Origin of the sequence: Streptomyces sp. NBC_01283 (assembly GCF_041435335.1) — a bacterium.
Taxonomy (GTDB): Bacteria; Actinomycetota; Actinomycetes; order Streptomycetales; family Streptomycetaceae; genus Streptomyces.
This window is the reverse complement of record NZ_CP108430.1, coordinates 7,634,985-7,657,500: the sequence shown is the minus strand read 5'-3', so window position 1 is coordinate 7,657,500 and position 22,516 is coordinate 7,634,985. Positions and strand designations below refer to the sequence as shown.

Annotated in this window: 16 protein-coding genes; 8 read left to right on the top strand and 8 right to left on the bottom strand. The window is 70.6% G+C overall.

The window, feature by feature from the left end; all coding sequences use genetic code 11:
• Positions 1-338 precede the first annotated feature (338 nt).
• Both OG302_RS34755 and ptsP read left to right on the top strand, forming a co-directional pair.
• Positions 339-788: a PTS glucose transporter subunit IIA gene (locus OG302_RS34755; RefSeq protein ID WP_371530381.1), complete on the top strand. Its 450-nt coding sequence runs from the start codon at positions 339-341 to the stop codon at positions 786-788.
• A 77-nt stretch (positions 789-865) separates the two neighbouring features.
• Positions 866-2,536, top strand: coding sequence for a phosphoenolpyruvate--protein phosphotransferase (ptsP, locus tag OG302_RS34750; RefSeq protein WP_371530380.1), 1,671 nt, complete (start codon positions 866-868; stop codon positions 2,534-2,536).
• Between the two features lie 59 nt (positions 2,537-2,595).
• Here ptsP and OG302_RS34745 read toward each other — a convergent pair whose 3' ends face one another.
• Positions 2,596-3,489 (bottom strand): hypothetical protein, encoded by an 894-nt coding sequence (locus OG302_RS34745; RefSeq protein ID WP_371530379.1) that lies wholly within the window; start codon positions 3,487-3,489, stop codon positions 2,596-2,598.
• 76 nt (positions 3,490-3,565) lie between these two features.
• Positions 3,566-5,548, bottom strand: a complete 1,983-nt coding sequence (locus OG302_RS34740; protein ID WP_371530378.1) for an acetoacetate--CoA ligase — start codon at positions 5,546-5,548, stop codon at positions 3,566-3,568.
• 214 nt (positions 5,549-5,762) lie between these two features.
• Here OG302_RS34740 and OG302_RS34735 point away from each other — a divergent pair, with 214 nt between their 5' ends.
• Positions 5,763-8,132 (top strand): TIM-barrel domain-containing protein, encoded by a 2,370-nt coding sequence (locus OG302_RS34735; RefSeq protein ID WP_371530377.1) that lies wholly within the window; start codon positions 5,763-5,765, stop codon positions 8,130-8,132.
• Here OG302_RS34735 and OG302_RS34730 read toward each other — a convergent pair.
• On the bottom strand, positions 8,123-8,656 hold the full coding sequence (locus OG302_RS34730) for an NUDIX domain-containing protein (RefSeq protein ID WP_371530376.1): 534 nt from the start codon (positions 8,654-8,656) through the stop codon (positions 8,123-8,125). The genes OG302_RS34735 and OG302_RS34730 overlap by 10 nt on opposite strands.
• Positions 8,657-8,729: 73 nt before the next feature.
• Here OG302_RS34730 and OG302_RS34725 point away from each other — a divergent pair, with 73 nt between their 5' ends.
• The 5 genes from OG302_RS34725 (at position 8,730) to glpK (ending at position 13,952) form a co-directional block, all read left to right on the top strand.
• Entirely contained in the window at positions 8,730-9,536 is an 807-nt protein-coding gene (locus OG302_RS34725) for a M15 family metallopeptidase (protein WP_371530375.1), read from the top strand.
• Positions 9,537-9,638: 102 nt separating this feature from the next.
• Positions 9,639-10,082, top strand: a complete 444-nt coding sequence (locus OG302_RS34720; protein WP_371750326.1) for a Zn-ribbon domain-containing OB-fold protein — start codon at positions 9,639-9,641, stop codon at positions 10,080-10,082.
• Positions 10,079-11,269 (top strand): lipid-transfer protein, encoded by a 1,191-nt coding sequence (locus tag OG302_RS34715; protein WP_371530374.1) that lies wholly within the window; start codon positions 10,079-10,081, stop codon positions 11,267-11,269. Before OG302_RS34720 ends, OG302_RS34715 begins: the two co-directional genes overlap by 4 nt.
• A gap of 392 nt (positions 11,270-11,661) precedes the next feature.
• Entirely contained in the window at positions 11,662-12,417 is a 756-nt protein-coding gene (locus OG302_RS34710; RefSeq protein WP_371530373.1) for an MIP/aquaporin family protein, read from the top strand.
• Between the two features lie 14 nt (positions 12,418-12,431).
• Complete coding sequence (glpK, locus tag OG302_RS34705; protein ID WP_371530372.1) at positions 12,432-13,952, top strand: glycerol kinase GlpK; 1,521 nt, start codon at positions 12,432-12,434, stop codon at positions 13,950-13,952.
• A gap of 71 nt (positions 13,953-14,023) precedes the next feature.
• On the opposite strand, the gene OG302_RS34700 is transcribed toward glpK, so the two are convergent.
• From OG302_RS34700 to OG302_RS34680, 5 genes are read right to left on the bottom strand one after another with little or no spacing between them, the layout of a single operon-like run.
• On the bottom strand, positions 14,024-14,629 hold the full coding sequence (locus tag OG302_RS34700) for an ATP/GTP-binding protein (RefSeq protein WP_371530371.1): 606 nt from the start codon (positions 14,627-14,629) through the stop codon (positions 14,024-14,026).
• Positions 14,610-18,353, bottom strand: coding sequence for a hydantoinase B/oxoprolinase family protein (locus OG302_RS34695; protein ID WP_371530370.1), 3,744 nt, complete (start codon positions 18,351-18,353; stop codon positions 14,610-14,612). The genes OG302_RS34700 and OG302_RS34695 overlap by 20 nt, the downstream gene beginning before the upstream one ends.
• A gap of 24 nt (positions 18,354-18,377) precedes the next feature.
• On the bottom strand, positions 18,378-18,782 hold the full coding sequence (locus OG302_RS34690) for a DUF742 domain-containing protein (protein WP_361844008.1): 405 nt from the start codon (positions 18,780-18,782) through the stop codon (positions 18,378-18,380).
• A gap of 9 nt (positions 18,783-18,791) precedes the next feature.
• Entirely contained in the window at positions 18,792-19,232 is a 441-nt protein-coding gene (locus tag OG302_RS34685; RefSeq protein WP_361844005.1) for a roadblock/LC7 domain-containing protein, read from the bottom strand.
• On the bottom strand, positions 19,229-22,210 hold the full coding sequence (locus OG302_RS34680; RefSeq protein WP_371530369.1) for a nitrate- and nitrite sensing domain-containing protein: 2,982 nt from the start codon (positions 22,208-22,210) through the stop codon (positions 19,229-19,231). The genes OG302_RS34685 and OG302_RS34680 overlap by 4 nt, the downstream gene beginning before the upstream one ends.
• Positions 22,211-22,516 lie beyond the last annotated feature (306 nt).

Here is a 22,516-nt window from a genome sequence, read left to right as displayed (position 1 = left end):
GGGCGCTTCCCTTCGTTGTGTTCCAAACTCTATCAGGTCTTTTTCGACTCCCTGACCACTCATCTGCGAGCACGCAGAATCGGACCCAGGGATTAGGATCTGACTTGATAGATGCCGCCGAGTCCGGACGCTTGAACGCGTCGCTTGCCTCAGGCAGGAGTCCGACTGTACATCGGGCGTTGGGGTGGGCGCAAATCGTTTGTGCAGTGCTCCTACTCAGTCATCCGGGACCTCTCACGCGGAACCGGGACTTTTTATGACTTACCCTTCTGAACAGTGCGTCGTCCAGGACAGGTAGTGACGGCGGCTACGTATCTCCACCTCCTGGGAGGCTTGCTATGACCAGCGTTTCGTCCCCGCTAGCAGGACGCGCCATCGGGCTCTCTGCTGTGCCGGACCCCGTGTTCTCCGGCGCGATGGTCGGACCCGGCACCGCCATCGACCCCGTGCGCGAGCCCTCCGTGGCTGTCGCCCCCGTCGACGGCATCGTCGTCTCGCTCCACCCCCATGCCTTTGTCGTCGTGGACGACCAGGGGCACGGCGTGCTGACGCACCTGGGCATCGACACCGTTCAGCTCAACGGCGAGGGCTTCGAGCTGCTCGTGAACAAGGGTGACACCGTGCAGCGCGGTCAGTCCATCGTGCGCTGGGACCCCGCGAGCGTCGAGGCGGCCGGCAAGTCCCCGGTCTGCCCGATCGTGGCACTGGAGGCCACTGCCGAGTCCCTCTCCGACCTCGTGGAGGATGGCGACGTAAAAGCTGGGGACGCTCTCTTCAGCTGGAAGTGACGTCATCGCCGTCCCTGACGGCAGGTAGGACATCCACCGCGGCGGCTGGGCCCGTCGCTCTATTGGAGACGGGTTACATGGAGACAACGCTGCGAGGCGTCGGCGTGAGCCACGGTGTGGCGATCGGCGAGGTTCGGCACATGGGGACGGCGGTGCTGGAGCCGCCTGCCAAGCAGATTCCCGCGGAGGAAGCCGAGCGCGAACAGGGGCGTGCTCGCCAGGCGGTGGAAGCTGTGGCGGCCGATCTCAATGCGCGTGGCAACCTCGCCGGTGGCGAGGCGCAGCACGTGCTCGAGGCGCAGGCCATGATCGCCCAGGACCCCGAGCTGATGGCCGACGTCGACCGGCGGGTGACCGTCGGGAGCTCGGCGGAGCGCGCCATCTACGACGCTTTCTCGCACTACCGCGAGCTGCTCGCGGGTGCCGGCGAGTACATGGCCGGTCGTGTCGCCGACCTGGACGACGTGCGGAATCGTATCGTCGCCCGTCTGCTGGGCGTTCCTATGCCCGGTGTTCCGGACAGCGACGAGCCCTACGTCCTGATCGCGCGTGACCTCGCGCCGGCGGACACGGCGCTGCTCGACCCCGCACTGGTGCTCGGCTTCGTCACCGAGGAGGGCGGGCCGACCAGTCACAGCGCGATTCTCGCGCGGGCGCTCGGTGTGCCCGCGATCGTCGCTCTGCCGGGTGCCGGTGAGCTGGCCGAGGGCACTGTTGTCGCCGTGGACGGCAGCACCGGTGAGATCTTCGTCGAGCCGAGTGCGGAGAAGCGGAGTCAGCTGGAGGCCTCGGCTGCCGCGCGCAAGGCCGCGCTCGCCGCGTCGACGGGTCCCGGTGCGACGTCCGACGGGCACAAGGTGCCGTTGCTCGCCAATGTCGGCGGTCCCGCGGATGTGCCGGCGGCGGTGGAGGCCGGTGCCGAGGGTGTCGGTCTCTTCCGTACCGAGTTCCTCTTCCTCGACGACAGCACCAAGGCGCCGTCCGAGGAGAAGCAGGTCGAGGCGTACCGCGCGGTGCTCGAGGCGTTCCCCGAGGGTCGTGTCGTCGTGCGTGTGCTCGACGCGGGTGCCGACAAGCCGCTCGACTTCCTGACGCCCGGCGATGAGCCGAACCCGGCGCTCGGCGTGCGCGGGCTGCGGTCGCTGCTTGAGCACCCCGATGTGCTGCGTACGCAGCTGACGGCGCTGGCCAAGGCCGCGGAGGGGCTGCCGGTCTACCTCGAGGTCATGGCGCCGATGGTCGCCGACCGCATCGACGCCAAGGCGTTCGCCGACGCGTGCCGCGAGGCGGGGCTGCAGGCCAAGTTCGGTGCCATGGTGGAGATTCCGTCCGCCGCTCTGCGGGCGCGCTCGATTCTCCAGGAGGTCGAGTTCCTGTCGCTCGGCACCAATGACCTCGCGCAGTACGCGTTCGCGGCCGACCGTCAGGTGGGCGCCGTCTCCCGGCTGCAGGACCCGTGGCAGCCCGCGCTGCTCGACCTGGTCGCGCTGTCCGCCGAGGCGGCGAGGGCCGAGGGCAAGAGCTGTGGCGTGTGTGGCGAGGCGGCCTCCGACCCGCTGCTCGCGTGTGTGCTGACCGGTCTCGGTGTGACCTCCCTTTCGATGGGCGCCGCGTCCATTCCTTATGTGCGGGCGACTCTGGGCAAGTACACGCTGGCTCAGTGCGAGCGTGCGGCTGCTGCCGCGCGTGCCGCTGACAGTGCCGAGGAAGCACGGAAGGCCGTGCAGGCGGTGCTGTCCGGCGAGTAGCCGGCAACCAGGTGTGTGAGGGGCGCTCCATCCGGCATGGGTGGGGCGCCCCTCGGCGTTCAGTGCCGGTGTCCCCCTTCGGGTCGCGCGTCCCCGATGATCGGTGCGTCGCAGTAGTCGACGCCGGACTCCGGGGCGACGAGGTCCCCTGACACCGCGTCGGTGCAGTAGGCGTCGAAGACCTCGGCCGCGGTGAGGGGCAGCAGCCGCTCGCCGTGCAGGCGCCAGCCTTGGACGCGGTCGCGTTTGCCGTCCATGAGGCTGCGCATCACCACGCCCGCTGCGCTGTGGGTGGCGATGCCGACCGCGAGGACTGTGGTGAACTCCAGGGCTTCGGTCTCGTCGAGTTCCGTATGGCCGTCGTTGTCCTTGGCCGTGTGCAGTGCGGCGAGGAGTGTCTCCGGGGTGGTCGGCACGCTGCAGACGAGGTGCCGGGTATCGGTCTCGGAGCTGTCGAGCAGTTGGACGAGCAGGTCCGATGCCCGGTTGAAGGCGGCGCGGCCGATGTCCTCGCCGCAGACCGCGCAGGCGCCCAGGCGGGCCAGGACCAGCGTCGCGTACTCCCAGGTGGCGCGGCGGACCGCCTCGTCGATGAGGTCGGGGAGGAGATCGGCGAGGGGTTGTCCGTCGTACGGAACGGTGGGCCCGGTGGCGGCCAGCTCCGCTGTGAAGCGGGTGCGGCTGGCCGGGGCGTCCGGGTCCAGGCCCGTCTCGGCACAGTACTCGGCGTACTCCTCTGGGTCGAAGAGCGCGATGGTGGTGTGCCCGCCGTCGGACGCGAGTGACCTGAGGAGGCCTTCGGCCTGCCGGAGGTAGGCCGTGTGGTCGTCGAAGGTGAAGGTGCGGTAGCGGCGCATCGCCGCGAAGTCGTCCTCGTCGGCCAACAGGCCGATGGTGCCGGCGACTTCGCGGCGTAGTGCGCGCCGCATGGTGGTGTGTTGCGTGCGAGCCATGATTCCCCCTGCGATACGTCGATCGATGCTCACTCAGAGTAATCGTGGGCACTGACAACGGCGGCGGGGCGGGGAGTCAGGAGCGCTTGCGGGCCAGGTTCTCGTAGAAGCGGAGCAGGTCGAGGTTGTCCACCGAGCCGGGGTTGACCGCCTTGTCCAGTGCGGTGCCCTGGAGGAGCCGCTTGACCGGGACCTCGATGCGCTTGCCGGTGAGGGTGTGCGGGATGCCGGGGACCTCGATGACCTCGTCGGGGACGTGGCGCGGGGAGAGCTGCGCGCGGATGGTCTGCTTGATGCGGTCGCGGAGGCCGTCGTCGAGGGTGGCGCCGGGGGCGAGGTGGATGAAGAGGGGCATCCAGTAGCCGCCGTCGGGCTGTTCTACGCCGATGACGAGGGATTCGCGGATCTCGGGGAGGCGTTCCACGGCTTCGTAGATGTCGGCCGAACCCATGCGTACGCCTTGGCGGTTGAGCGTGGAGTCGGAGCGGCCGTGGATGACGACCGAGCCGTGCGAGGTGACGGTGATCCAGTCGCCGTGGCGCCAGACTCCGGGATAGGTGTCGAAGTAGCTGTCGTGGTAGCGGGTGCCGTCCGGGTCGTTCCAGAAGTGGATCGGCATGGAGGGCATCGGGTTGGTGACCACGAGTTCGCCGACCTCGTCGATGAGGGGCTTGCCCTGGGGGTCCCAGGCCTGCAGGTCCGTGCCGAGGCCGGGGGCCTGGAGTTCGCCGATGTGCACGGGCAGGGTCGGTACGGCCCCGGCGAAGCAGGAGCAGACGTCCGTGCCGCCGCTGACGGAGGCCATCCAGAGGCCGCCGGGGGTGTCCTCGAATTCGTCGTGCAGCCAGCGGAATCCGTCGGGCGGGAGCGGGGATCCGGTGGTGGCGACGCACTGGACGGTGGAGAGGTCGAAGTCGCGGGCCGGGTGTACGCCGGCCTTGCGGCAGGCCATGACGTACGCGGCCGATGTGCCGAAGAGCGTGGCCTTCGTGCGTTCGGCGATGCGCCATTGGGCGCCGGTGTCGGGGTAGCCGGGGCTGCCGTCGTAGAGGACGATCGTGGTGCCGGTGAGCAGGCCGGAGACGAGGAAGTTCCACATCATCCAGCCGGTGGAGGTGTACCAGAAGAAGCGGTCGTCGGGGCCGAGGTCGCAGTGCAGGCCGAGCTGCTTGAGATGTTCGACGAGGATGCCGCCCTGGGACTGGACGATGGCCTTGGGCAGGCCCGTCGTGCCGGAGGAGTAGAGCACCCACAAGGGGTGGCCGAACGGGACCGGTTCGAAGACCGGGGCCGTGTCCGAGGCGGTGAGGGCGTCCCATTCCAGGGCGCCTTCGGGGGCCTCGGTGCCGAGCAGCGGGATGTGGACGACGGCGCGCAGGGTGGGCAGTTCGCGGCGCAGCTCGGCGACGGCGTCGGTGCGGTCGTGCTCCTTGCCGCCGTAGCGGTAGCCGTCGACGGTGAACAGGACGACCGGTTCGACCTGCTGGAAGCGGTCGAGGACGCTGCGTGCGCCGAAGTCCGGGGCGCAGGAGGTCCAGACGGCGCCGACGGCGGCGGTGGCCAGAAGGGCGACGACGGCCTGCGGGATGTTGGGGACGTATCCGCTGACGCGGTCTCCGGGGCGCACACCCAGGGTGCGCAGCTCGGCCGCCAGGGAGCCGACCTGGCGGCGCAGCTCGCCCCAGGTGACGGCGGCCGGCTCGTGGGTCTCGTCGACGTGGAGGAGGGCCGGGTCGCCCGCGCGCGCGGGGTCCTCGGCGGCGCGCAGGGCATGTTCGGCGTAGTTGAGCGTAGCTCCGGGGAACCACTCGGCACCCGGCATCGAGCGGTCGCCGAGTACGCGCGCGTAGGGCGTCGAGAACCGCACATCGAACCAGTCGGTGACCGATTTCCAGAACGTGTCCAGTTCGTCCACGGACCAGCGGTGCAGGGCCGCGTAGCCACCGTCGGCGGGTGCTCCGTGCCGCTCGGCGGCCCATGCCTGGAACCGCGTGATCTGCGCGGCGGCGATCCGTTCCTGGTCGGGCTGCCAGAGCGGTGAGGGGTTCGCTGAGGACATGGATCGGCTCCCGGGCTCTACGCGTCGTATGCGTGTGTGGTGCGCGCCTGCTGGTTGTGCGCGCGACACGGCTGACAGGGACGATGCCACGTGATCGATTTCGACACCAGGGGGTGCCTCACACAGTCGGCGAGGCGCCTATGTGGCGTCACCCCAGGTGAACGGCAGCTGAACGATCCACACAGGCGGCTTCTTCGGTGACAGGGTGAGCAGCATGAACGGTCGTGACCTGGTGCGTTCGATGAAGGCGGTCAGCTTGATCGGTACGGGGCAGGGGTTGCGTGCGGTGCGGTCCTCTTGGAGCAGGCGGCGGGCCGACGCGGCCGGGCTCGCCCAGCGGGGTGTCGAACGCGCGCGGGTGCCCGGTCCGGTGACGGGAGTGGAGCCGGGGCCCGGCGGTGGGGTGCTGCGGTTCGCCCGGTCCGAGCTGCGGGTGCGGGTCACGACAGGCGGTGCGATCTTCTGGGGCTGGGACGGTGCGGAGCCCGATCCCTCGTACGCGCTCGTCAGCGGGAGTCCCGACGCGGACCCGCGGGCCGTCCTCGAGCCGGACAAGGAAGGTGGCTGGCGGGTGGTGTCGGAGCGGGCGACTGTGGTCGTCTCGCGGCTCGGCGCCGTGGAGTTGCGGACGCCCGGCGGTCTGATGCTGCGCCGTGATCTGCCGCCTCGCTGGTGGGAGTCGGCCGGCGAAGGTCCGGGGCACTGGCTGCAGCGCTCCCAGGTCGCGGCGGACGCACGGTTCTTCGGACTGGGGGGTCGTGCGCAGGGCCCTCGGCTGCGGAACGGGACGTACCGGCTGTGGAACACCGATCCCGGGGGCTCGTTCGGGCCCGGCGACGGCCCTTTGTACATCACCATGCCGGTGCAGCTCGTCGTGGCCGATGCCGGCTGTCATCTGGTGTTCCACGACAACACGTGGGACGGCGCCGTGGCGGTGCGCGAGGGCGAGGAGGGTGCGGGGTCGGGGCATGACAGGGCGGGTTCGTGCGAGGTGCGCATGGACGGCGGGCCCCTGCGGTGCTGGGTCATCGTGGGCACCCCCGCGCGCGTGCTGCACACCTGGGCCTCGCTCACCGGGCCGCCCGCGCTGCCTCCCGCGTGGGCACTCGGGCACCATCACGCGCGGTGGGGCTTCGGCAGTGAGCGCGAGGTGCGGCGGATCGTCGACGGCTACCGGGAGCGGGGGCTGCCGTTGGACGCCGTCCATCTGGACATCGACCACTACGACGCGCATCAGGTGTTCACCGTCGACAAGGAGACCTTTCCTCACCTGCCGCAGCTGGCGGACGACTTGGCCAGGGACGGCGTGCGTCTGGTGTCGATCGTGGACCCGGCGGTGAAGGCCGAGCCCGGCAATGAGGTCTACGACAGCGGCAGGGCGACGGACGCCTTTGTGCGCGATGCGGCGGGGCGGACGGTGCACGGGGTCGTCTGGCCGGGCCGGGCGGTGTATCCGGACTTCACGGACGCGCGGGTGCGGGCGTGGTGGGGCGGGCTCTACAAGGAGCGGCTCGCCCAGGGGTTCGCGGGTTTCTGGCACGACATGAACGAGCCGGTGTCCTTCGCCGCCTTCGGGGAGCCGACGCTGCCGCGCTCGGCCCGGCACGCCCTGGAGGGCCGCGGCGGCGACCACCGCGAGGCGCACAACGTGTACGGCCTCGGCATGGCGCGTGCGGGGTACGAGGGACTGCGTGAACTGCACCCCGAGGAGCGGCCGTTCCTGTTCTCGCGCTCCGGGTGGGCGGGAATGCAGCGCTACGGAGGGACGTGGTCCGGGGATGTGGCCACGGGGTGGCCGGGTCTGCGGGCGTCCCTGTCGCTGGTCCTCGGCCTGGGGCTGTGCGGTGTGCCGTATTCGGGTCCTGATGTGGGCGGGTTCGACGGCAGTCCGTCACCCGAGTTGTATCTGCGGTGGTTCCAGCTCGGCTCGTATCTGCCGCTGTTCCGTACGCATGCGGCGCTGCGGGCCGGGCGCAGGGAGCCCTGGGAGTTCGGTCCCGATGTGCTTGAGCACGCGCGCGTGGCGCTCGTCGAACGCCGGCGGCTGCTGCCGTACTTCGTGACGCTCGCGCATCTGGCGCGGCGTACGGGGACGCCGTATGTGCGGCCCCTGTGGTGGGGCAGTCCGGAGGACCGGGCGCTGCGTGACTGCGGGGACGCGTTTCTGCTCGGGGACTGTCTGCTGGTGGCGCCCGTGTTCGAGCCGGGGGCCGTCCGCCGTACGGTTCGGCTGCCGGCGGGCCGCTGGTACGACACGGCGACCGGCCAGGCGTACGAGGGGCCTGCCCGTGTGCTCCTGGAGGCTCCGCTGTCCCGGATCCCGGTGCTCGCGCGGGCAGGTGCAGTGCTGCCGGTGCGGGGCGCCGACGGTGGTCTTGAGCTGGAGGTGTGGGCGCCGGGGCCGGGACGTACGGGAGGTGGCCTGGTGGTCAGGGACGCGGGTGACGGGTGGGAGCAGCCGGAGATCGAGCGGTTCACCGCGCGGTGGGCCGGACAGCAGGTGGTGGTCGAGCGGGACGGCGAGGAAGGGGGCGACGTCGGGCTGCCGGTGACGGTGCGGGAAGGCGCGCGGCCTCAGATGTAGCGCCCTTCGAACCAGGAACGCACCGCCAAGGTGTGCAGGGGGAAGGCGAGTTCGGCCGGCAGACGCAGCAGGTGCCAGCCTTCGGTCTCGGCCGTGGGGGCGGATTCCGGCAGTTCGGCCGCCGGGCGCTCGGGCAGGAGACCGAAGAGCAGAAGGTGGCCGTCGGGTGCGCTGAGTGCCCCCGCGAGGCGGACGTCACGGCTGGCCGCGCCGATGCCGGTCTCTTCCTGGAGCTCGCGGACGACGGCGTCCCGCCAGTCCTCCCGGTCGTCGATGAACCCGCCGGGCAGGGCCACTCCCCCGCGCGCGGGAGCGATGGTCCGGGTCACGACGACGAGGGCGGTGCCCTTGGAGTCGTACACGGGCTGGAGTGCCACCGCCACGGGCAGCGGATTGCGGTAGGCCACCGTGCCGCAGGCGGGGCAGGTGCGGGGCCAGGCGGAGAGTTGTTCCCCGTAGGGCGCCCCGCAGCTCGAACAGTGGGAGCCGGGGACGGGTTCGGCGTGGTGCTGGGATGGGGACACGCGGCGGACTGTATCCGATCACTCCGGTGACGGTCTTTCCCTGTGGGACCGGATCCTGATAGATGCAGGGTTCATGACAGGACTTGCCCCCGCACTGCGGAATCTCGCCGTCACCGCCACCGCTCTCGCCGCCGTGGCCGCCGCCCCCGTGCCCGCCCATGCCAAGCCGGAACCCAAGGCTCCCGATGAGTTCGTGGCGTTGCGGGACGTGGACCCGACGATCATCCAGGAGATGCGCTACGTCACGCCGCACAACTTCGTGGGGACGCCCATCGACGGCTACAAGAAGCCGATGTGCATCCTCACGGAACCCGCGGCGAAGGCACTGCACAAGGCCCAGCGCTCGCTGCTGCGCAAGGGCTACTCCCTGAAGGTGTACGACTGTTACCGGCCGCAGCGGGCGGTCGACCAGTTCGTGCGCTGGGCCGAAGACCTCGGCGACGTACGCATGAAGGCGGAGTTCTATCCCCATGTCGACAAGTCGCGGTTGTTCGAGGACGGTTACATCGCGGCGAAGTCCGGTCACAGCCGGGGCTCGACGCTCGATCTGACGGTCGTGAAGCTGCCCGCCCTTCCCACGCGTCCGTACGTTCCCGGGGAGCCCCTCAGGCCCTGCTTCGGACCGAAGGACGAGCGGTTCCCCGACAACTCCGTGGACATGGGGACGGGGTTCGACTGCTTCGACACCCTCTCCCACACGGACGACCCCCGCATCACCGGCAAGCAGCGCATCAACCGGGATCTGCTGCGGGGCGCGCTGACGAAAGTCGGTTTCGTCAACCTTCCCGAGGAGTGGTGGCACTTCACCCACAAGCCCGAACTCTTCCCCGACACCTATTTCGACTTCCCCGTGGCGCGGCGCTCGCTGAACGGGAAGTAGCGGGTGCCGGGCTACTGACGGGATCCGGTTGCCCGTGGCACACTTCTGACGTTCCGTCAGATCCAGTGTCGTGGAGGAACCTTGCCCCGTACGCGTACTCCCGTGGTGGCCGGCTGGTTCGCCGGGGAGGGAGACAACTTCCGCCTTCTGGGCACGCGCTGCTCGGCCTGCGCCAGTGTCTTCTTCCCCCGCGAGGACGGCTTCTGCCGCAATCCCGGCTGCTCGGGCGGTGACCTCGCCGAGGTCCCGCTCTCCCGGCGCGGACGCGTCTGGTCGTACACGGACAGCCGCTACCGCCCGCCCGCGCCCTATGTGTCGGATCAGGAACTTCCCTGGCAGCCCTACGCGTTGATCGCTGTGGAGCTCGAGGCGGAGCGGATGGTGGTGCTCGGCCAGTCGGTTCCGGGGGTGACCGTCGCCGACCTGGAGGTCGGCATGGAGGTGGAGGTCGTCCCCGGCGTGCTCGACGAGGAGGCCGGGGACGACGAGGGCTCGGGGACGACCTGGACGACGTGGCACTGGCGGCCGGTGGGGGTGGGCGCATGACCAGCGAGGTGGCGGTGCTGGGCGCGGGCATGCACCCCTGGGGCAAGTGGGGCCGGAGCTTCATCGAGTACGGCACGGCGGCGGCCCGCGCGGCGCTCGCCGACGCCGGGGTGGACTGGCGCGACGTGGGGTCGATCGTCGGTGCGGACACGGTCCGTGGCGGCTATCCCGGGTACGTGGCCGGGGCGACGTTCGCGAAGGCGCTCGGCTGGCAGGGCGCGCGGGTCGCGAGCGTGTACGCGGCGTGCGCGTCCGGCGCTCAGGCGATCAACACCGCGCGTACGCAGATCCTCGCGGGCCTCGCCGATGTCGTCCTCGTCGTCGGGGCGGATGCCGCGCCCAAGGGGTTCTTCCGGCCCGCCGGAGGAGACCGGCACGACGACCCGGACTGGCTGCGCTTCCGGGTCCTCGGCGCCACCAACCCCACGTACTTCGGTCTGTACGCACGCCGCAGGATGGCGGTGCACGGCGACACCCTGGAGGACTTCGCCCAGGTCAAGGTGAAGAACGCGGCGGCGGGAGCACTCAATCCGAACGCGCGGTACCGAAAGACCGTCACCGCGGAGGAAGTGGCCGCATCGGCGGTCGTCGCCGATCCGCTGCGGCTGCTCGACATCTGCGCGACCTCCGACGGCGCGGCGGCGCTCGTGCTCTCCAGCATGGAGTTCGCGCGGCGGCACGGCGCGTCCGACCCGGTGCGCATCCGGGCGGTGTCCACGGTGACGCCGACGTATCCGACCACCGTCCTCGACCTGCCGGACATCGCGACCGACTCCGCGGCCACCGTGACGCCGGCCGACGGGACCTTCCGCGCCTCCATCGCGCACGCCGCGTACGAGGAAGCGGGCATCGGACCCGACGAGCTCTCCTTCGCGGAGGTCTACGACCTCTCCACCGCACTGGAACTGCAGTGGTACGAGGACCTGGGGCTCTGCGGCGAAGGAGAGGGCGCCAAGCTGCTGCGGGAGGGGGCGACCGCTCCGGGCGGACGCATACCGGTCAACCCCAGCGGCGGACTCGCCTCCTTCGGAGAGGCCGTTCCGGCACAGGCCATCGCCCAAGTGTGCGAGCTGACATGGCAGTTGAGGGGAACGGCGGGGGCTCGGCAGATCGCGGGGGCGCGGGCGGGGATCACCGCGAACCAAGGGCTCTTCGGGCACGGCTCCTCGGTCGTCGCGGTGCGCTGAGCACGGTCACCGGCCCCGCGCGGCCCGTTAAGGGAGTGGACCACGGGCGCCTCGCGGGGGAAGGGATCGCGCCGGTTAACCGTTGCCGTCCGCGACCTTGACGCTCCATCACCACCGGTGAACACTTCCGGTGTCAGTCGGCATCGCCGCACTTCGGCTCCGTGCCATTCAGGGCCCCTGCACGCGCGAAGGTCTGCACGAAAGGCCTGTTCAGCGGGTCATCCCCCTCTGGGCGATTCGACTGCGACGGCACGCTCGCCATGGAAGCCGGGCGGGGCGCGGGAACCCCTGCCCCCGGCTGAAGTCGCCGGGCGCGGCCAGGCAGTTGTCGTGGAACGCACCCAGCACGGAGTACCGGGGCCACGGCCCCGGGCGAGGCCCTAGGAGCCGCCATGTACTCGAATGGGGACATCTTCGTCGGTGAGATCATCGGCACCGCGATCCTGATTCTCCTCGGCGCCGGTGTATGCGCCGCCGTCACCTTGAACCATTCGAAGGCGAAGGCCTCCGGATGGGTCGTCATCGCCTTCGGATGGGGCTTCGGCGTGCTCGCGGGCGCGTACACCGCGGGCCCCCTCTCCGGCGGTCACCTCAACCCCGCCGTCACGCTCGGCATCGCGATCGACACCGGGGAGTGGGGCAAGGTCTGGATCTATCTGCTCGGGCAGATGGTCGGCGCGATGCTCGGCGCCGTCCTCGCGTATCTCGTGTACTACGCGCAGTTCAGCGCCAATGTCTCCGGGAACGTCAAGGACAAGGTGACGAGCGCCCATCAGCCGACCCCGACACTCGGCATCTTCTCGACCATCCCGGAGATCCGTAACCCGGTCGCCAACGTCGTCACGGAGGTCATCGCGACGATCGCACTGGTGCTGCCCATCCTCGCCTTCGGGCTCACCAAGGGGCTCGGCGAGTCCGGCACGCAGACGCTGATCGTGGCGTTCCTGGTCGTCGGCATCGGCCTCTCGCTGGGCGGGCCCACCGGATACGCCATCAACCCGGCCCGTGACCTGGGCCCGCGCATCGTGCACACGTTCCTGCCGATCCCCAACAAGGGGACGTCCGACTGGAGTTATGCCTGGATCCCCGTGGCCGGGCCGCTGATCGGCGGAGCGCTCGCAGGTCTCATCTACAACGTAGCCTTCTGACGCTAGGGGTAGCCATGCCGGACAACTCCGACAAGTTCGTCGCCGCAATCGACCAGGGCACCACCTCCAGCCGCTGCATCATCTTCAACCACGCGGGCGAGATCGTCGCCGTCGACCAGCGTGAACACCGCCAGATCTTTCCGAAGCCGGGGTGGGTCGAGCACGACGCCACCGAGATCTGGTCCAAGGTGCAGGCCGTGGTCGCGGGAGCGATCGCCAAGGCCGGGCTCCGCGCTGACCAGCTCAGCGCGCTCGGCATCACCAACCAGCGCGAGACGACGGTCCTGTGGGACCGCGCCACGGGCAAGCCCGTGCACAACGCGATCGTCTGGCAGGACACCCGGACGTCGGCGCTCTGCAACGAGCTGGGCGGCTCGGACGGCCAGGACAGGTTCCGGGAGCAGACCGGGTTGCCGCTCGCGAGCTACTTCTCCGGGCCCAAGGCCGCCTGGCTGCTCGACAACGTGCCCGGTCTGCGGGCCCGCGCCGAGCGCGGCGAGATCGCGTTCGGCACCATCGACTCCTGGCTGATCTGGAACCTCACCGGCGGCACGGACGGCGGCGTGCACGTCACGGACGTCACCAACGCCGGGCGCACCATGCTGATGAACCTGGCCACCCTCCAGTGGGACCAGTCGATTCTCGCCGCGATGAACGTCCCCGAGGTGATCCTCCCGGAGATCAGGTCGTCGGCCGAGGTCTACGGCACGGCGGTCGGGCAGCTCGCCGGTGTGCCCGTCGCCTCCGCCCTGGGCGACCAGCAGGCGGCCATCTTCGGGCAGGCCTGCTACGACACGGGGACGGCCAAGAACACGTACGGAACCGGCAGTTTCCTGTTGCTCAACACCGGGAACCGGCCCGTCCCGTCGAAGAACGGGCTGCTCACCACGATGGGCTACAAGATCGGCTCCGAGGCGCCCGTCTACTGCCTCGAAGGGGCGATAGCGATCACCGGCGCGCTGGTCCAGTGGTTCCGCGACCAGCTCGGCATCATCCGCAGCGCCGACGAGATCGAGCCGCTGGCCGCGAGCGTGGAGGACAACGGCGGCGCGTACATCGTGCCCGCGTTCTCCGGCCTCTTCGCACCCTACTGGCGCTCCGACGCGCGCGGCGTCGTCACCGGGCTCACCCGCTACGTGACCAAGGCGCACCTGGCACGTGCCGTCCTGGAGGCGACGAGCTGGCAGACCCGTGAGGTCGTCGACGCGATGTACCAGGACTCCGGGGTGCGGCTGCGGACCCTGAAGGTCGACGGCGGCATGACGAAGAACAATCTGCTGATGCAGCACCAGGCGGACGTTCTCGGGGTGCCGGTGATCCGGCCGAAGGTCTCCGAGACGACGTGTCTGGGGGCCGCGTACGCCGCCGGGCTCGCGACCGGCGTGTGGAACGACCTCGACGAGCTGAAGGCGCACTGGCAGCAGGACGTCGAGTGGACGCCGGCGATGGACGCGGACGCCCGTGAACGCGAGTACCACAACTGGCACAAGGCGGTGGAACGAAGCTTCGGCTGGCACGAGGACGGCGCGAGCTGAGCCGAGGATGACCGCGGCCCGTGTCCCCGTCCATGGGAATACGGGCCGCGGCTGTTGACCCGGTCATGCGCTCACGTGGTCGCGGGCTCCCTGGCCGCGGCGGCGGTCGCCATCGCGTGCTGGACGACGCCGATGAGCACTTCCTTGACCGACTGCCGCTCGCGCGCGTCACACATCACCACGGGAACGCCCTCATCGAGGTCGAGCGCCTGGCGCACGGCGTCGGCGGGGTAACGCGATGCGCCCTCGAAGCAGTTGACTCCGACGACGAAGGGTATGGAACGGCGCTCGAAGTAGTCGACGGCCGCGAAGCAGTCCTCCAGGCGGCGGGTGTCGGCGAGGACCACGGCACCGAGCGCCCCGGTGGCCAGCTCGTCCCAGAGGAACCAGAAGCGGTCCTGGCCCGGGGTGCCGAACACGTACAGGACCAGGTCCTCGCGGAGCGTGATGCGCCCGAAGTCCATGGCGACGGTGGTGGTGTGCTTGCCCGAGACGCCGCTGGTGTCGTCGACGGGGCGGCCCGCCTCGCTGAGCAGCTCCTCGGTGCGCAGCGGTTTGATCTCGCTGACGGCGCCGACGAGGGTCGTCTTGCCCACGCCGAAGCCGCCCGCCACCAGGATCTTCAGCGTCACCGGCTCGACGGGGGCCTTGCCGCGCTCAGAACGCTTGAAGATCATCGCTCGCTTCTCCTGGATCAGTTGCTTCGGGGGTTGCGGTTGTTTCGGGGGGTGCGGTTGTTTCGCTGCTGTGGTGCGGGGGCGGGCCGTATCCGCCGCCGCCCGGGGTTTCGATCACGAGTACGTCGCCGGGGGCCGCGTCCGCGAAGTCGCTGCCCTCCAGCTCCTGGACGCTTCCGTCGGCACGCTCCACGCGGCCCGTGCCGAGCGCTCCGGGGCTGCCGCCCGCCATGCCGTACGGCGCCACCTTGCGGTGCTGCGAGAGCGTGGAGACCGTCATCGGTTCGCGGAAGCGGATGCGGCGCACCGCCCCGTCCCCGCCGCGCCACCTGCCGGTGCCGCCGCTCCCGCGCCGCACCGCGAACTCCTCAAGCAGCACCGGCAGGCGCCACTCGAGGACTTCGGGGTCGGTGAGCCGGGAGTTGGTCATGTGGGTCTGGACGACGGATGCCCCGTCGAAGCCGTCGCCCGCCCCGGATCCCGAGGCCACCGTCTCGTAGTACTGGTGGCGGTCGTTCCCGAAGGTGACGTTGTTCATCGTCCCGGAGCCCTCGGCCTGGACACCCAGGGCTCCGTAGAGGGCGCCGGTGATCGCCTGTGAGGTCTCGACGTTCCCGGCGACGACGGCCGCGGGCGGCTCGGGGGCGAGCAGGGAGCCCGGCGGCACGATGATGCGCAGCGGGCGCAGGCAGCCGTCGTTGAGCGGGATGTCCTCGGCCACCAGGGTGCGGAAGACGTACAGGACAGCGGCGTTGACCACCGCGAAGGGGGCGTTGAAGTTCGTGGCGAGCTGGGGGGACGTACCGGTGAAGTCGACGGTCGCCGAGCGGGCCGCGCGGTCGACCGAGACACGGACCCGGATGACGGCCCCCGAGTCCGTCGGATAGGCGAACTCGCCCTCTTCCAGTACGTCGATCACACGGCGTACCGCTTCTTCGGCGTTGTCCTGTACGTGGCTCATGTAGGCCTGGACGACGTCGAGCCCGAAGTTCGCGATCATGCGGGCGACTTCGTCGACGCCCTTCTGGTTGGCGGCGATCTGGGCGCGCAGGTCGGCGAGGTTGGTGGCCGGGTTTCGGGAGGGGTAGGGGGCGTCGGTGAGCAGGCTCAGGGTCTCGGCCTCGCGGAGCCGGCCGCCCTCCACGAGGAGCCAGTTGTCGAAGAGGATGCCCTCCTCCTCGATGGTGCGGCTGTTCGCGGGCATGGAGCCGGGGGCGATGCCGCCGATCTCCGCGTGGTGCCCGCGCGACGCCACGTAGAAGAGGATCCGCTCCCCCGGGGCGTCCGGTTCTTCCGAGGAGTCCCGCTCCTCCGAGGTGTCGAAGACCGGCGTGATGACGGTGACGTCCGGGAGGTGGGTCCCGCCGTGGTATGGGTCGTTGACCGCGTAGGTGTCTCCGGGGCGCATGCTGTCGCCGCGGCGCTGGATCACCTCTTTCACGCTGGTGCCCATCGAGCCCAGGTGCACCGGGATGTGCGGGGCGTTGGCGACGAGGTTGCCGTCCGGGTCGAAGAGCGCGCAGGAGAAGTCGAGCCGCTCCTTGATGTTCACGGACTGGGCGGTGGACTCCAGGCGGGCGCCCATCTGTTCGGCGATCGACATGAAAAGGTTGTTGAAGACTTCGAGGAGGACGGGGTCGGCCGCTGTGCTCGCGGCGGAACCCTCGGGCACCGCCACACGTTCCATGACCAGGTGTCCCTCGCGTGACATGGCCGCCTGCCAGCCGTCGTCCACGACCGTCGTGGCGCTGGCCTCGGTGATGATCGCGGGCCCGTCGACGGTCTCGCCGGGCGGCAGTTCCTCGCGGCGGTGCAGGGGCACGTCGCGCCAGGTGCCGCCCGTGTGCAGGCTGACGGTCTCCGGAGCTCCTCGGCGCGTGTCACCGGCGAGCACGGAGAGGTCGGGCTGCTGGGTCAGGCCGGTGGCCTCCACGGAGAGCGCCTCGACGACGACGGGGCGGTCCAGGGTGAAGGAGTAGGTGGTGCGGTGGCGTTCCTCGAAGACGCGGATCATGCCGTCCGGCTCCGTGAGCTCCACGGTGAGCGTGGTGTCGGTGCCGTCGTAGCGCAGCTGGGCGCGGCGTGTGACGCGGATGCGGTCCTCGGGCACGTCCTCGGCGAGCAGCTCGGCGCGGGCCGCTTCCTCCAGGTCGTCGGCGGTCTTCAGGACGCGGGGCATCGCGGACGGTTCGAGCCGGGCCTCCACGGACTGCTCGCGCATCGCGGTGGTGTCGGCGAGGCCGATGCCGAGCGCGGAGAGCACTCCGGCCATGGGGGGTACGAGGACGGTGCGGATGCCGAGCGAGTCGGCGACCATGCAGGCGTGCTGGCCGCCCGCGCCGCCGAACGTGGTGAGGGCGTAGCGGGTGACGTCATGGCCCTTCTGGACCGAGATGCGCTTGACGGCGGCGGCGATGTTGGCGACCGCGATCTGCAGATAGCCCTCGGCGACCTGCTCCGGAGTGCGGTCGTCGCCGGTGCTCTCCCGGATGTCGCGGGCCAGCGCGGTGAAGCGGTCGCGCACGAGGGCCTCGTCGAGCGGCTGGTCGCCGTCCGGCCCGAACACCCGGGGGAAGTGGGTGGGTTGGATGCGCCCGAGGGCGACGTTGGCATCGGTGACCGTGAGCGGTCCGCCGCCCCGGTAGCTCGCCGGGCCCGGAGCGGCGCCCGCCGAGTCGGGGCCCACGCGGTAGCGGCTGCCGTCGAAGTGCAGGACGGAGCCGCCGCCCGCGGCGACGGTGTGGATGTCCAGCATCGGCGCGCGCAGCCGGACGCCCGCGATCTGCGTGGTGAAGACCCGTTCGTACTCGCCCGCGTAGTGCGACACGTCCGTGGACGTGCCGCCCATGTCGAAGCCGATGACGCGGTCGAAGCCCGCGCGCTGCGACATGCGGGCCATGCCGACGATGCCGCCGGCGGGCCCGGACAGGATCGCGTCCTTGCCGCGGAACTGGCCCGCTTCGGTGAGGCCGCCGTTCGACTGCATGAACATCAGCCGTACGCCGCTGAGTTCGTCGGCGACGTGCTGGACGTAGCGGTCGAGGACGGGCGACAGATAGGCGTCGACGACCGCCGTGTCGCCGCGCGGGACCAGCTTCATCAGCGGGCTGACCTCGCTGGAGAGCGAGACCTGCGGAAAGCCCGTGCGGACGGCCAGTTCGGCGATCGCCCGCTCGTGGGCGGGATACAGATGGCTGTGCACGCACACCACGGCGACGGCCCGGATGCCGCCCTCATGGGCCTGGCGCAGCGGCCCGGCGAGCTGCTCCAGGTCGGGTGCCCGCAGGACCTCGCCCTCGGCGGTGACCCGCTCGTCGACCTCGATGACCCGGTCGTAGGGCAGCTCCGGCAGGACGATCTCGCGGGCGAAGATGCGGGGGCGGTTCTGGTAGGCGATGCGCAGGGCGTCACCGAAGCCCCGCGTGATCACCAGGGCGGTGGGCTCGCCCTTGCGCTCCAGGAGGGCGTTGGTGGCGACGGTGGTGCCCATGCGGACGGCGTCGACGGTCACGTCCGCCGTGTCGTCGTCGGCGTCAGGGACCTCAGCCGCCGACGTGACGGGGGCGGCGCGCAGTAACTCACGGATGCCCGCGACGGCCGCGTCGGCATAGCGGGCCGGGTTGTCCGACAGGAGTTTGTGCGTGAGCAGCCGTCCGTCGGGACGGCGCGCGACGATGTCCGTGAAGGTGCCGCCCCTGTCGACCCAGAACTGCCAGCCAGTCACGTCCCACTCCCGCTTCCGCGCTGTTCAGAGCGCCCGGAGGCCGTTGATCACGTCGCGCAGAATACTCTCGTCCGGCAGTTCCGCAGGGGGTACGGGACGTGTCACGTGCACCAGTTCGTCGTCGACGAGATCGCCGATGAGGACGCGGATCACACCGATGGGAAGGTCCAGTTCGGCCGCCAGTTCGGCGACCGACTGAGGGCTGTCACGGCAGAGCCCGACGATGTCCACATGTTCCGGGGACAGCGTCCTGTCCGCCTCCGGGTCCCCGGCGCGGGCCTCCGCGATGACGACCGCGATCAGATCGAGGCGGTGCTGGGCCGGACTGGTGGTCCGGCCGCGCGTCATGGCGTACGGCCGCACCACGGGCCCGGCGTCGTCGTCGAACCAGCGATGGGTCCCCTGTGTCCCTGTGCCGTCTTCGCTCATACCCTCCCGCTACCCTCCCGTGGGCAGGTCGGTGCGCGGCGCCGTACCCAGATGCACACCCACCCTCTTGACCAGCAGCGTCATTTCGTAGGCCACCAGGCCCACGTCGGAGTCGGCGTCCGCGAGGACGGCGAGGCAGCTGCCGTCGCCCGCGGCCGTGACGAAGAGGAACGCGTCGTCGAGCTCGACCACGGTCTGGCGGACCCTGCCCGCCTCGAAGTGGCGCCCGACGCCCTTGGCGAGGCTGTGGAAACCGGAGGCGACAGCCGCGAGGTGCTCGCTGTCCTCCCTGGTCAGATCCGCCGATACGCCGGTGGGCAGGCCGTCGCCGGAGAGCACGAGCGCCTTGCGGATGCTGGCGACCCGCTGCACCAGGTCGTCGAGGAGCCAGTTCAGCTCCCTCGCTGCCCCGGGTGTGGCGGTACGTGCGTCGGCCTTCGGTGCGGTCATCGACCGTCCCCCTCAGATGTCGTTCCTGGTGCTGTGCCGTCCAAGGCGTCTTCGCCCGCGGCGTTCTCTTCACGGCCACGCTGCCAGCCACGCTGGAGCGAAGCCATCCGGCTGCGTACCTCGTCGGCGTCGCGCTCTTCCGGCCTGGTCCTGGCCGGTGCCGAGTCGCGTTCCGTGCGCTGGTCCGGTCCGTCCTTCAACTGTGGGGCGAGATTGGCCTGCCGGACGCGCCGGGGCAGTCCGCCGGGTGCGGTGGTGGGCGCCGGGACCGGTCCGACGCGGGACTCGGTCTCCGTGCGCGCGGGCTCCACGCGCGGGGAGTCGGTACGCGAGGGCTCCGTACGCGCGGGCTCCGTACGGCGGCTGCGCCGCGGGAGGTCCGGCGGGGCGTCCGCCGCGGTGACGTCGCTGTGCGGCGGGGAGAGGTCGGGCCAGGCGGACTGCGGCTCGGGGCGCCGCGGCAGGTCGATGGGCTCGGCGGCGGGACGGCTGCCCCGGTCACGGTCCACGGCACCGCCCTGTGGGCGTCCCACGGGCGTCTGGGGGCGCTCGGGGCGCTCCGGTGCCGTGCCGTTGTCCTCCGCCGCGCCCCGGGGCCTGTTGTGCGTCACGGGGCGGCCGTGCGAGGAGACCAGCTTCGGGGTCCTGCGGCGGGGCAGCTGTACGGGGTCTCCGGGGGCCTCGTCGCCACCGGGGGCGCCGAAGGGGCCGGTGCTTCCGTTGCCGCGCGTGGGCAGGGCGTCGGGGCGGGCGGGCTCGCGCTCGCCCGTCTCCCGCTCCTCGCGGGCCTGCTGGTGCTGCTCGTCGCCCTGGAGCCCGGCCATGCGGCGGCGCGGGCGGAAGAGTCCGCCGCGCTCGCTGTCGGCGTCGTCGAGGTCGCCGAGCGCGCCGGGGAAGGGGTCGAGGCCCGCCATGCCGACCGGCGCCTCCAGCTCGACGGGACCGTCGAGGAGGGAAGCGGGCAGCCCCGGGAGTTGTACGGGCACCTGGCCGAGCGCGGCCTGCTTGTCACCCGTGGCGTCGCGGCCCACGGCCTCCTTGGGCTGCGGCCTGTCGAGACGGAAACCGATGCCGTTCGTGTCCGGGACGTCGTCCGTGAGCAGCGTCTCCGGGATGAACACGACGGCGGTGGTCCCGCCGTACGGAGAGGGCTGCAAGGAGACGCGTACGCGCTGGCGCTGGGCTAGGCGGCTGACCACGAAGAGGCCGAGGCGGTCGGTGTCGGAGAGCTCGAACTCCGGGGTCTCCGCGAGGCGGAGGTTGGCGTCCAGGAGTGCGTCGGCGGCCATGCCGAGGCCCCGGTCGTGGATCTCCAGGGTGAAGCCGTTGGCGACGTGCTCCCCGAGGACCTGTACCGCGGTGTGCGGCGGCGAGAACACCGTGGCGTTCTCCAGGAGTTCGGCCATCAGGTGGGTGAGGTCGGCGACGGCGGGCCCGGTGACGGCGATGCGCGGCAGGCGGCGCACCTCGATGCGTTCGTAGTCCTCGACCTCGGCGACGGCCGCGCGGACGACGTCCATGAGCTGGACGGGCTTGCGCCACTGCCGGGACGGGGCGGCGCCGGAGAGGATCACGAGACCCTCGGCGTGCCGCCGCATGCGGGTGGTGAGGTGGTCGAGGCGGAAGAGGTCGGCGAGTTCGTCGGTGTCCTCGGTCCTGCGCTCCATCGTGTCGAGCAGGGTGAGCTGCTTGTGCAGGAGCACCTGGCTGCGACGGGCGAGGTTGACGAAGACCTCCGAGACGCCGCGGCGCAGGTCGGCCTGTTTGACGGTGGCCTCGACCGCAGCGCGCTGCAGGGTATTGAGGGCCTGGCCGACCTGGCCGACCTCGTCCTTCTCGTACGTCAGGCGCGGTGCCTCGGTCTCCACGTCGACCTGTTCGCCCGCCGCCAGGCGGCGCAGCACGCCGGGCAGCCGGACGCCGGAGGCCTCGTGGGCCTCCAGGCGCAGGCGGCGCAGGTCGCGGATGAGGCTGCTGCCGACGCGCACGGACATGAAGACCGAGAACAGGAGCGCGAGCAGACCGAACACGCCCGCCACGACGACGCGCACGATGACGCCGACCGCCACCGGCTCGACACGGTCCTGGAAGCGGTCGCCCGCCGCCTTGTCGCGCTCGGCGAGGTCCTTGAGCGCCTTGCCCGCAGCGGCGTCCCAGCGTGCCGCGGTGACGGCGCGCGGGGTGCCGGGCGAGGACTCGATGACGGCCTTCTCGGCGGACCTCAGCCCCGTCGTCTCCGCGCCGTTCCAGTAGCGCTCGTACCCGGCGCGCTCCTCTTCGGGCAGCTGGGCGAGGTTGACCTCGTACAGCAGCCTGCGCTGGGCCCTGAGGTCGGAGATCTGCCGGATCTCGGCCTCGGTGAGCCTGCGGGCGACGAGGGCGGAACCGAGCAGCGCGTCCTCGCGGGAGAGCAGTTCACGTGCCCGGGTCACGCCGACGAGCGCGCGGCCCTGCTGGTCCATCTTCACGTCGTCGAGACCATGCAGGGTCATCAGGAAGCCGTAGCAGGGGTCGATCAGCTTCGTGTACATCTTCAGCGCGCCGGCCCGGGTGATCGTGCCTTCCTCGACCGTGCGGCGCAGCGAATCGATGCCCTCGAAGGAGTCGAGGAGCGACGCGAGGCGGTCCGCCGACTGTCCGGTGACCTCGTCCCGCACGTCCTGGTGTCCGGCGTTCTCCACGACCTCGGCGACCATCTCGTCGGTCGCCGTCCGGCTGCGGCGCAGCGCGGCGAGCGCGTCGGAGGCGCGGGGGTCGGCGAGATAGACGAGGGTCTGGCGACGTTCCTGCTGGACGACCCGGGCCGTGTCCTCGATCGGGTAGCCGATCTTGTCGACGACTTTGGAGACGTCGATGAGGTCCTTGGCCGACTGGCCGGTCAGATAAGTGGCAAAACCCCACATCGCGGTCAGGGAAATGAGCGGCACCAGCAGCAATGCCACGATCTTCCGGCGGATGGACTTCCCGCGAAAGCGCATGGCCTCCCCCAGATCGGCCCCCTGTGGCCGCGCTATTGGCCAGGGGCACACATGTGCGTCAACAAACGGCGTGAGCCTACTACTGACACAGGAGCAACTCGAAGGCATGTCCGGACGGATTTCAGCCGTGACGCAAAACGGCCGTCCCCAGTTGTCCCTCCAATTCGGGAGATTGCATCCCGCGTGTGGCACATGCCACTTGACACAGTCCGCCTTACCCGGGGCCCCAGTTGGCCGGATCTCTTCGCTATTCCGAACCGTGTGGGAATCATCCCGGCCCCTCATTCGTCCTTCGGTAAGGGAGTT

Bases quoted from the DNA above. Each gene is read 5' to 3' on its own strand.
- OG302_RS34700 (WP_371530371.1), bottom strand. From the start codon at position 14,629: ATGATCTTCAAGCGTTCTGAGCGCGGCAAGGCCCCCGTCGAGCCGGTG.
- OG302_RS34715 (WP_371530374.1), top strand. From the start codon at position 10,079: ATGACCAGCGAGGTGGCGGTGCTGGGCGCGGGCATGCACCCCTGGGGC.
- OG302_RS34745 (WP_371530379.1), bottom strand. From the start codon at position 3,489: ATGGCTCGCACGCAACACACCACCATGCGGCGCGCACTACGCCGCGAA.
- OG302_RS34710 (WP_371530373.1), top strand. From the start codon at position 11,662: ATGTACTCGAATGGGGACATCTTCGTCGGTGAGATCATCGGCACCGCG.
- OG302_RS34685 (WP_361844005.1), bottom strand. From the start codon at position 19,232: ATGACCGCACCGAAGGCCGACGCACGTACCGCCACACCCGGGGCAGCG.
- OG302_RS34690 (WP_361844008.1), bottom strand. From the start codon at position 18,782: ATGAGCGAAGACGGCACAGGGACACAGGGGACCCATCGCTGGTTCGAC.
- OG302_RS34680 (WP_371530369.1), bottom strand. From the start codon at position 22,210: ATGCGCTTTCGCGGGAAGTCCATCCGCCGGAAGATCGTGGCATTGCTG.
- glpK (WP_371530372.1), top strand. From the start codon at position 12,432: ATGCCGGACAACTCCGACAAGTTCGTCGCCGCAATCGACCAGGGCACC.
- OG302_RS34740 (WP_371530378.1), bottom strand. From the start codon at position 5,548: ATGTCCTCAGCGAACCCCTCACCGCTCTGGCAGCCCGACCAGGAACGG.
- OG302_RS34755 (WP_371530381.1), top strand. From the start codon at position 339: ATGACCAGCGTTTCGTCCCCGCTAGCAGGACGCGCCATCGGGCTCTCT.
- OG302_RS34735 (WP_371530377.1), top strand. From the start codon at position 5,763: ATGAACGGTCGTGACCTGGTGCGTTCGATGAAGGCGGTCAGCTTGATC.
- ptsP (WP_371530380.1), top strand. From the start codon at position 866: ATGGAGACAACGCTGCGAGGCGTCGGCGTGAGCCACGGTGTGGCGATC.
- OG302_RS34725 (WP_371530375.1), top strand. From the start codon at position 8,730: ATGACAGGACTTGCCCCCGCACTGCGGAATCTCGCCGTCACCGCCACC.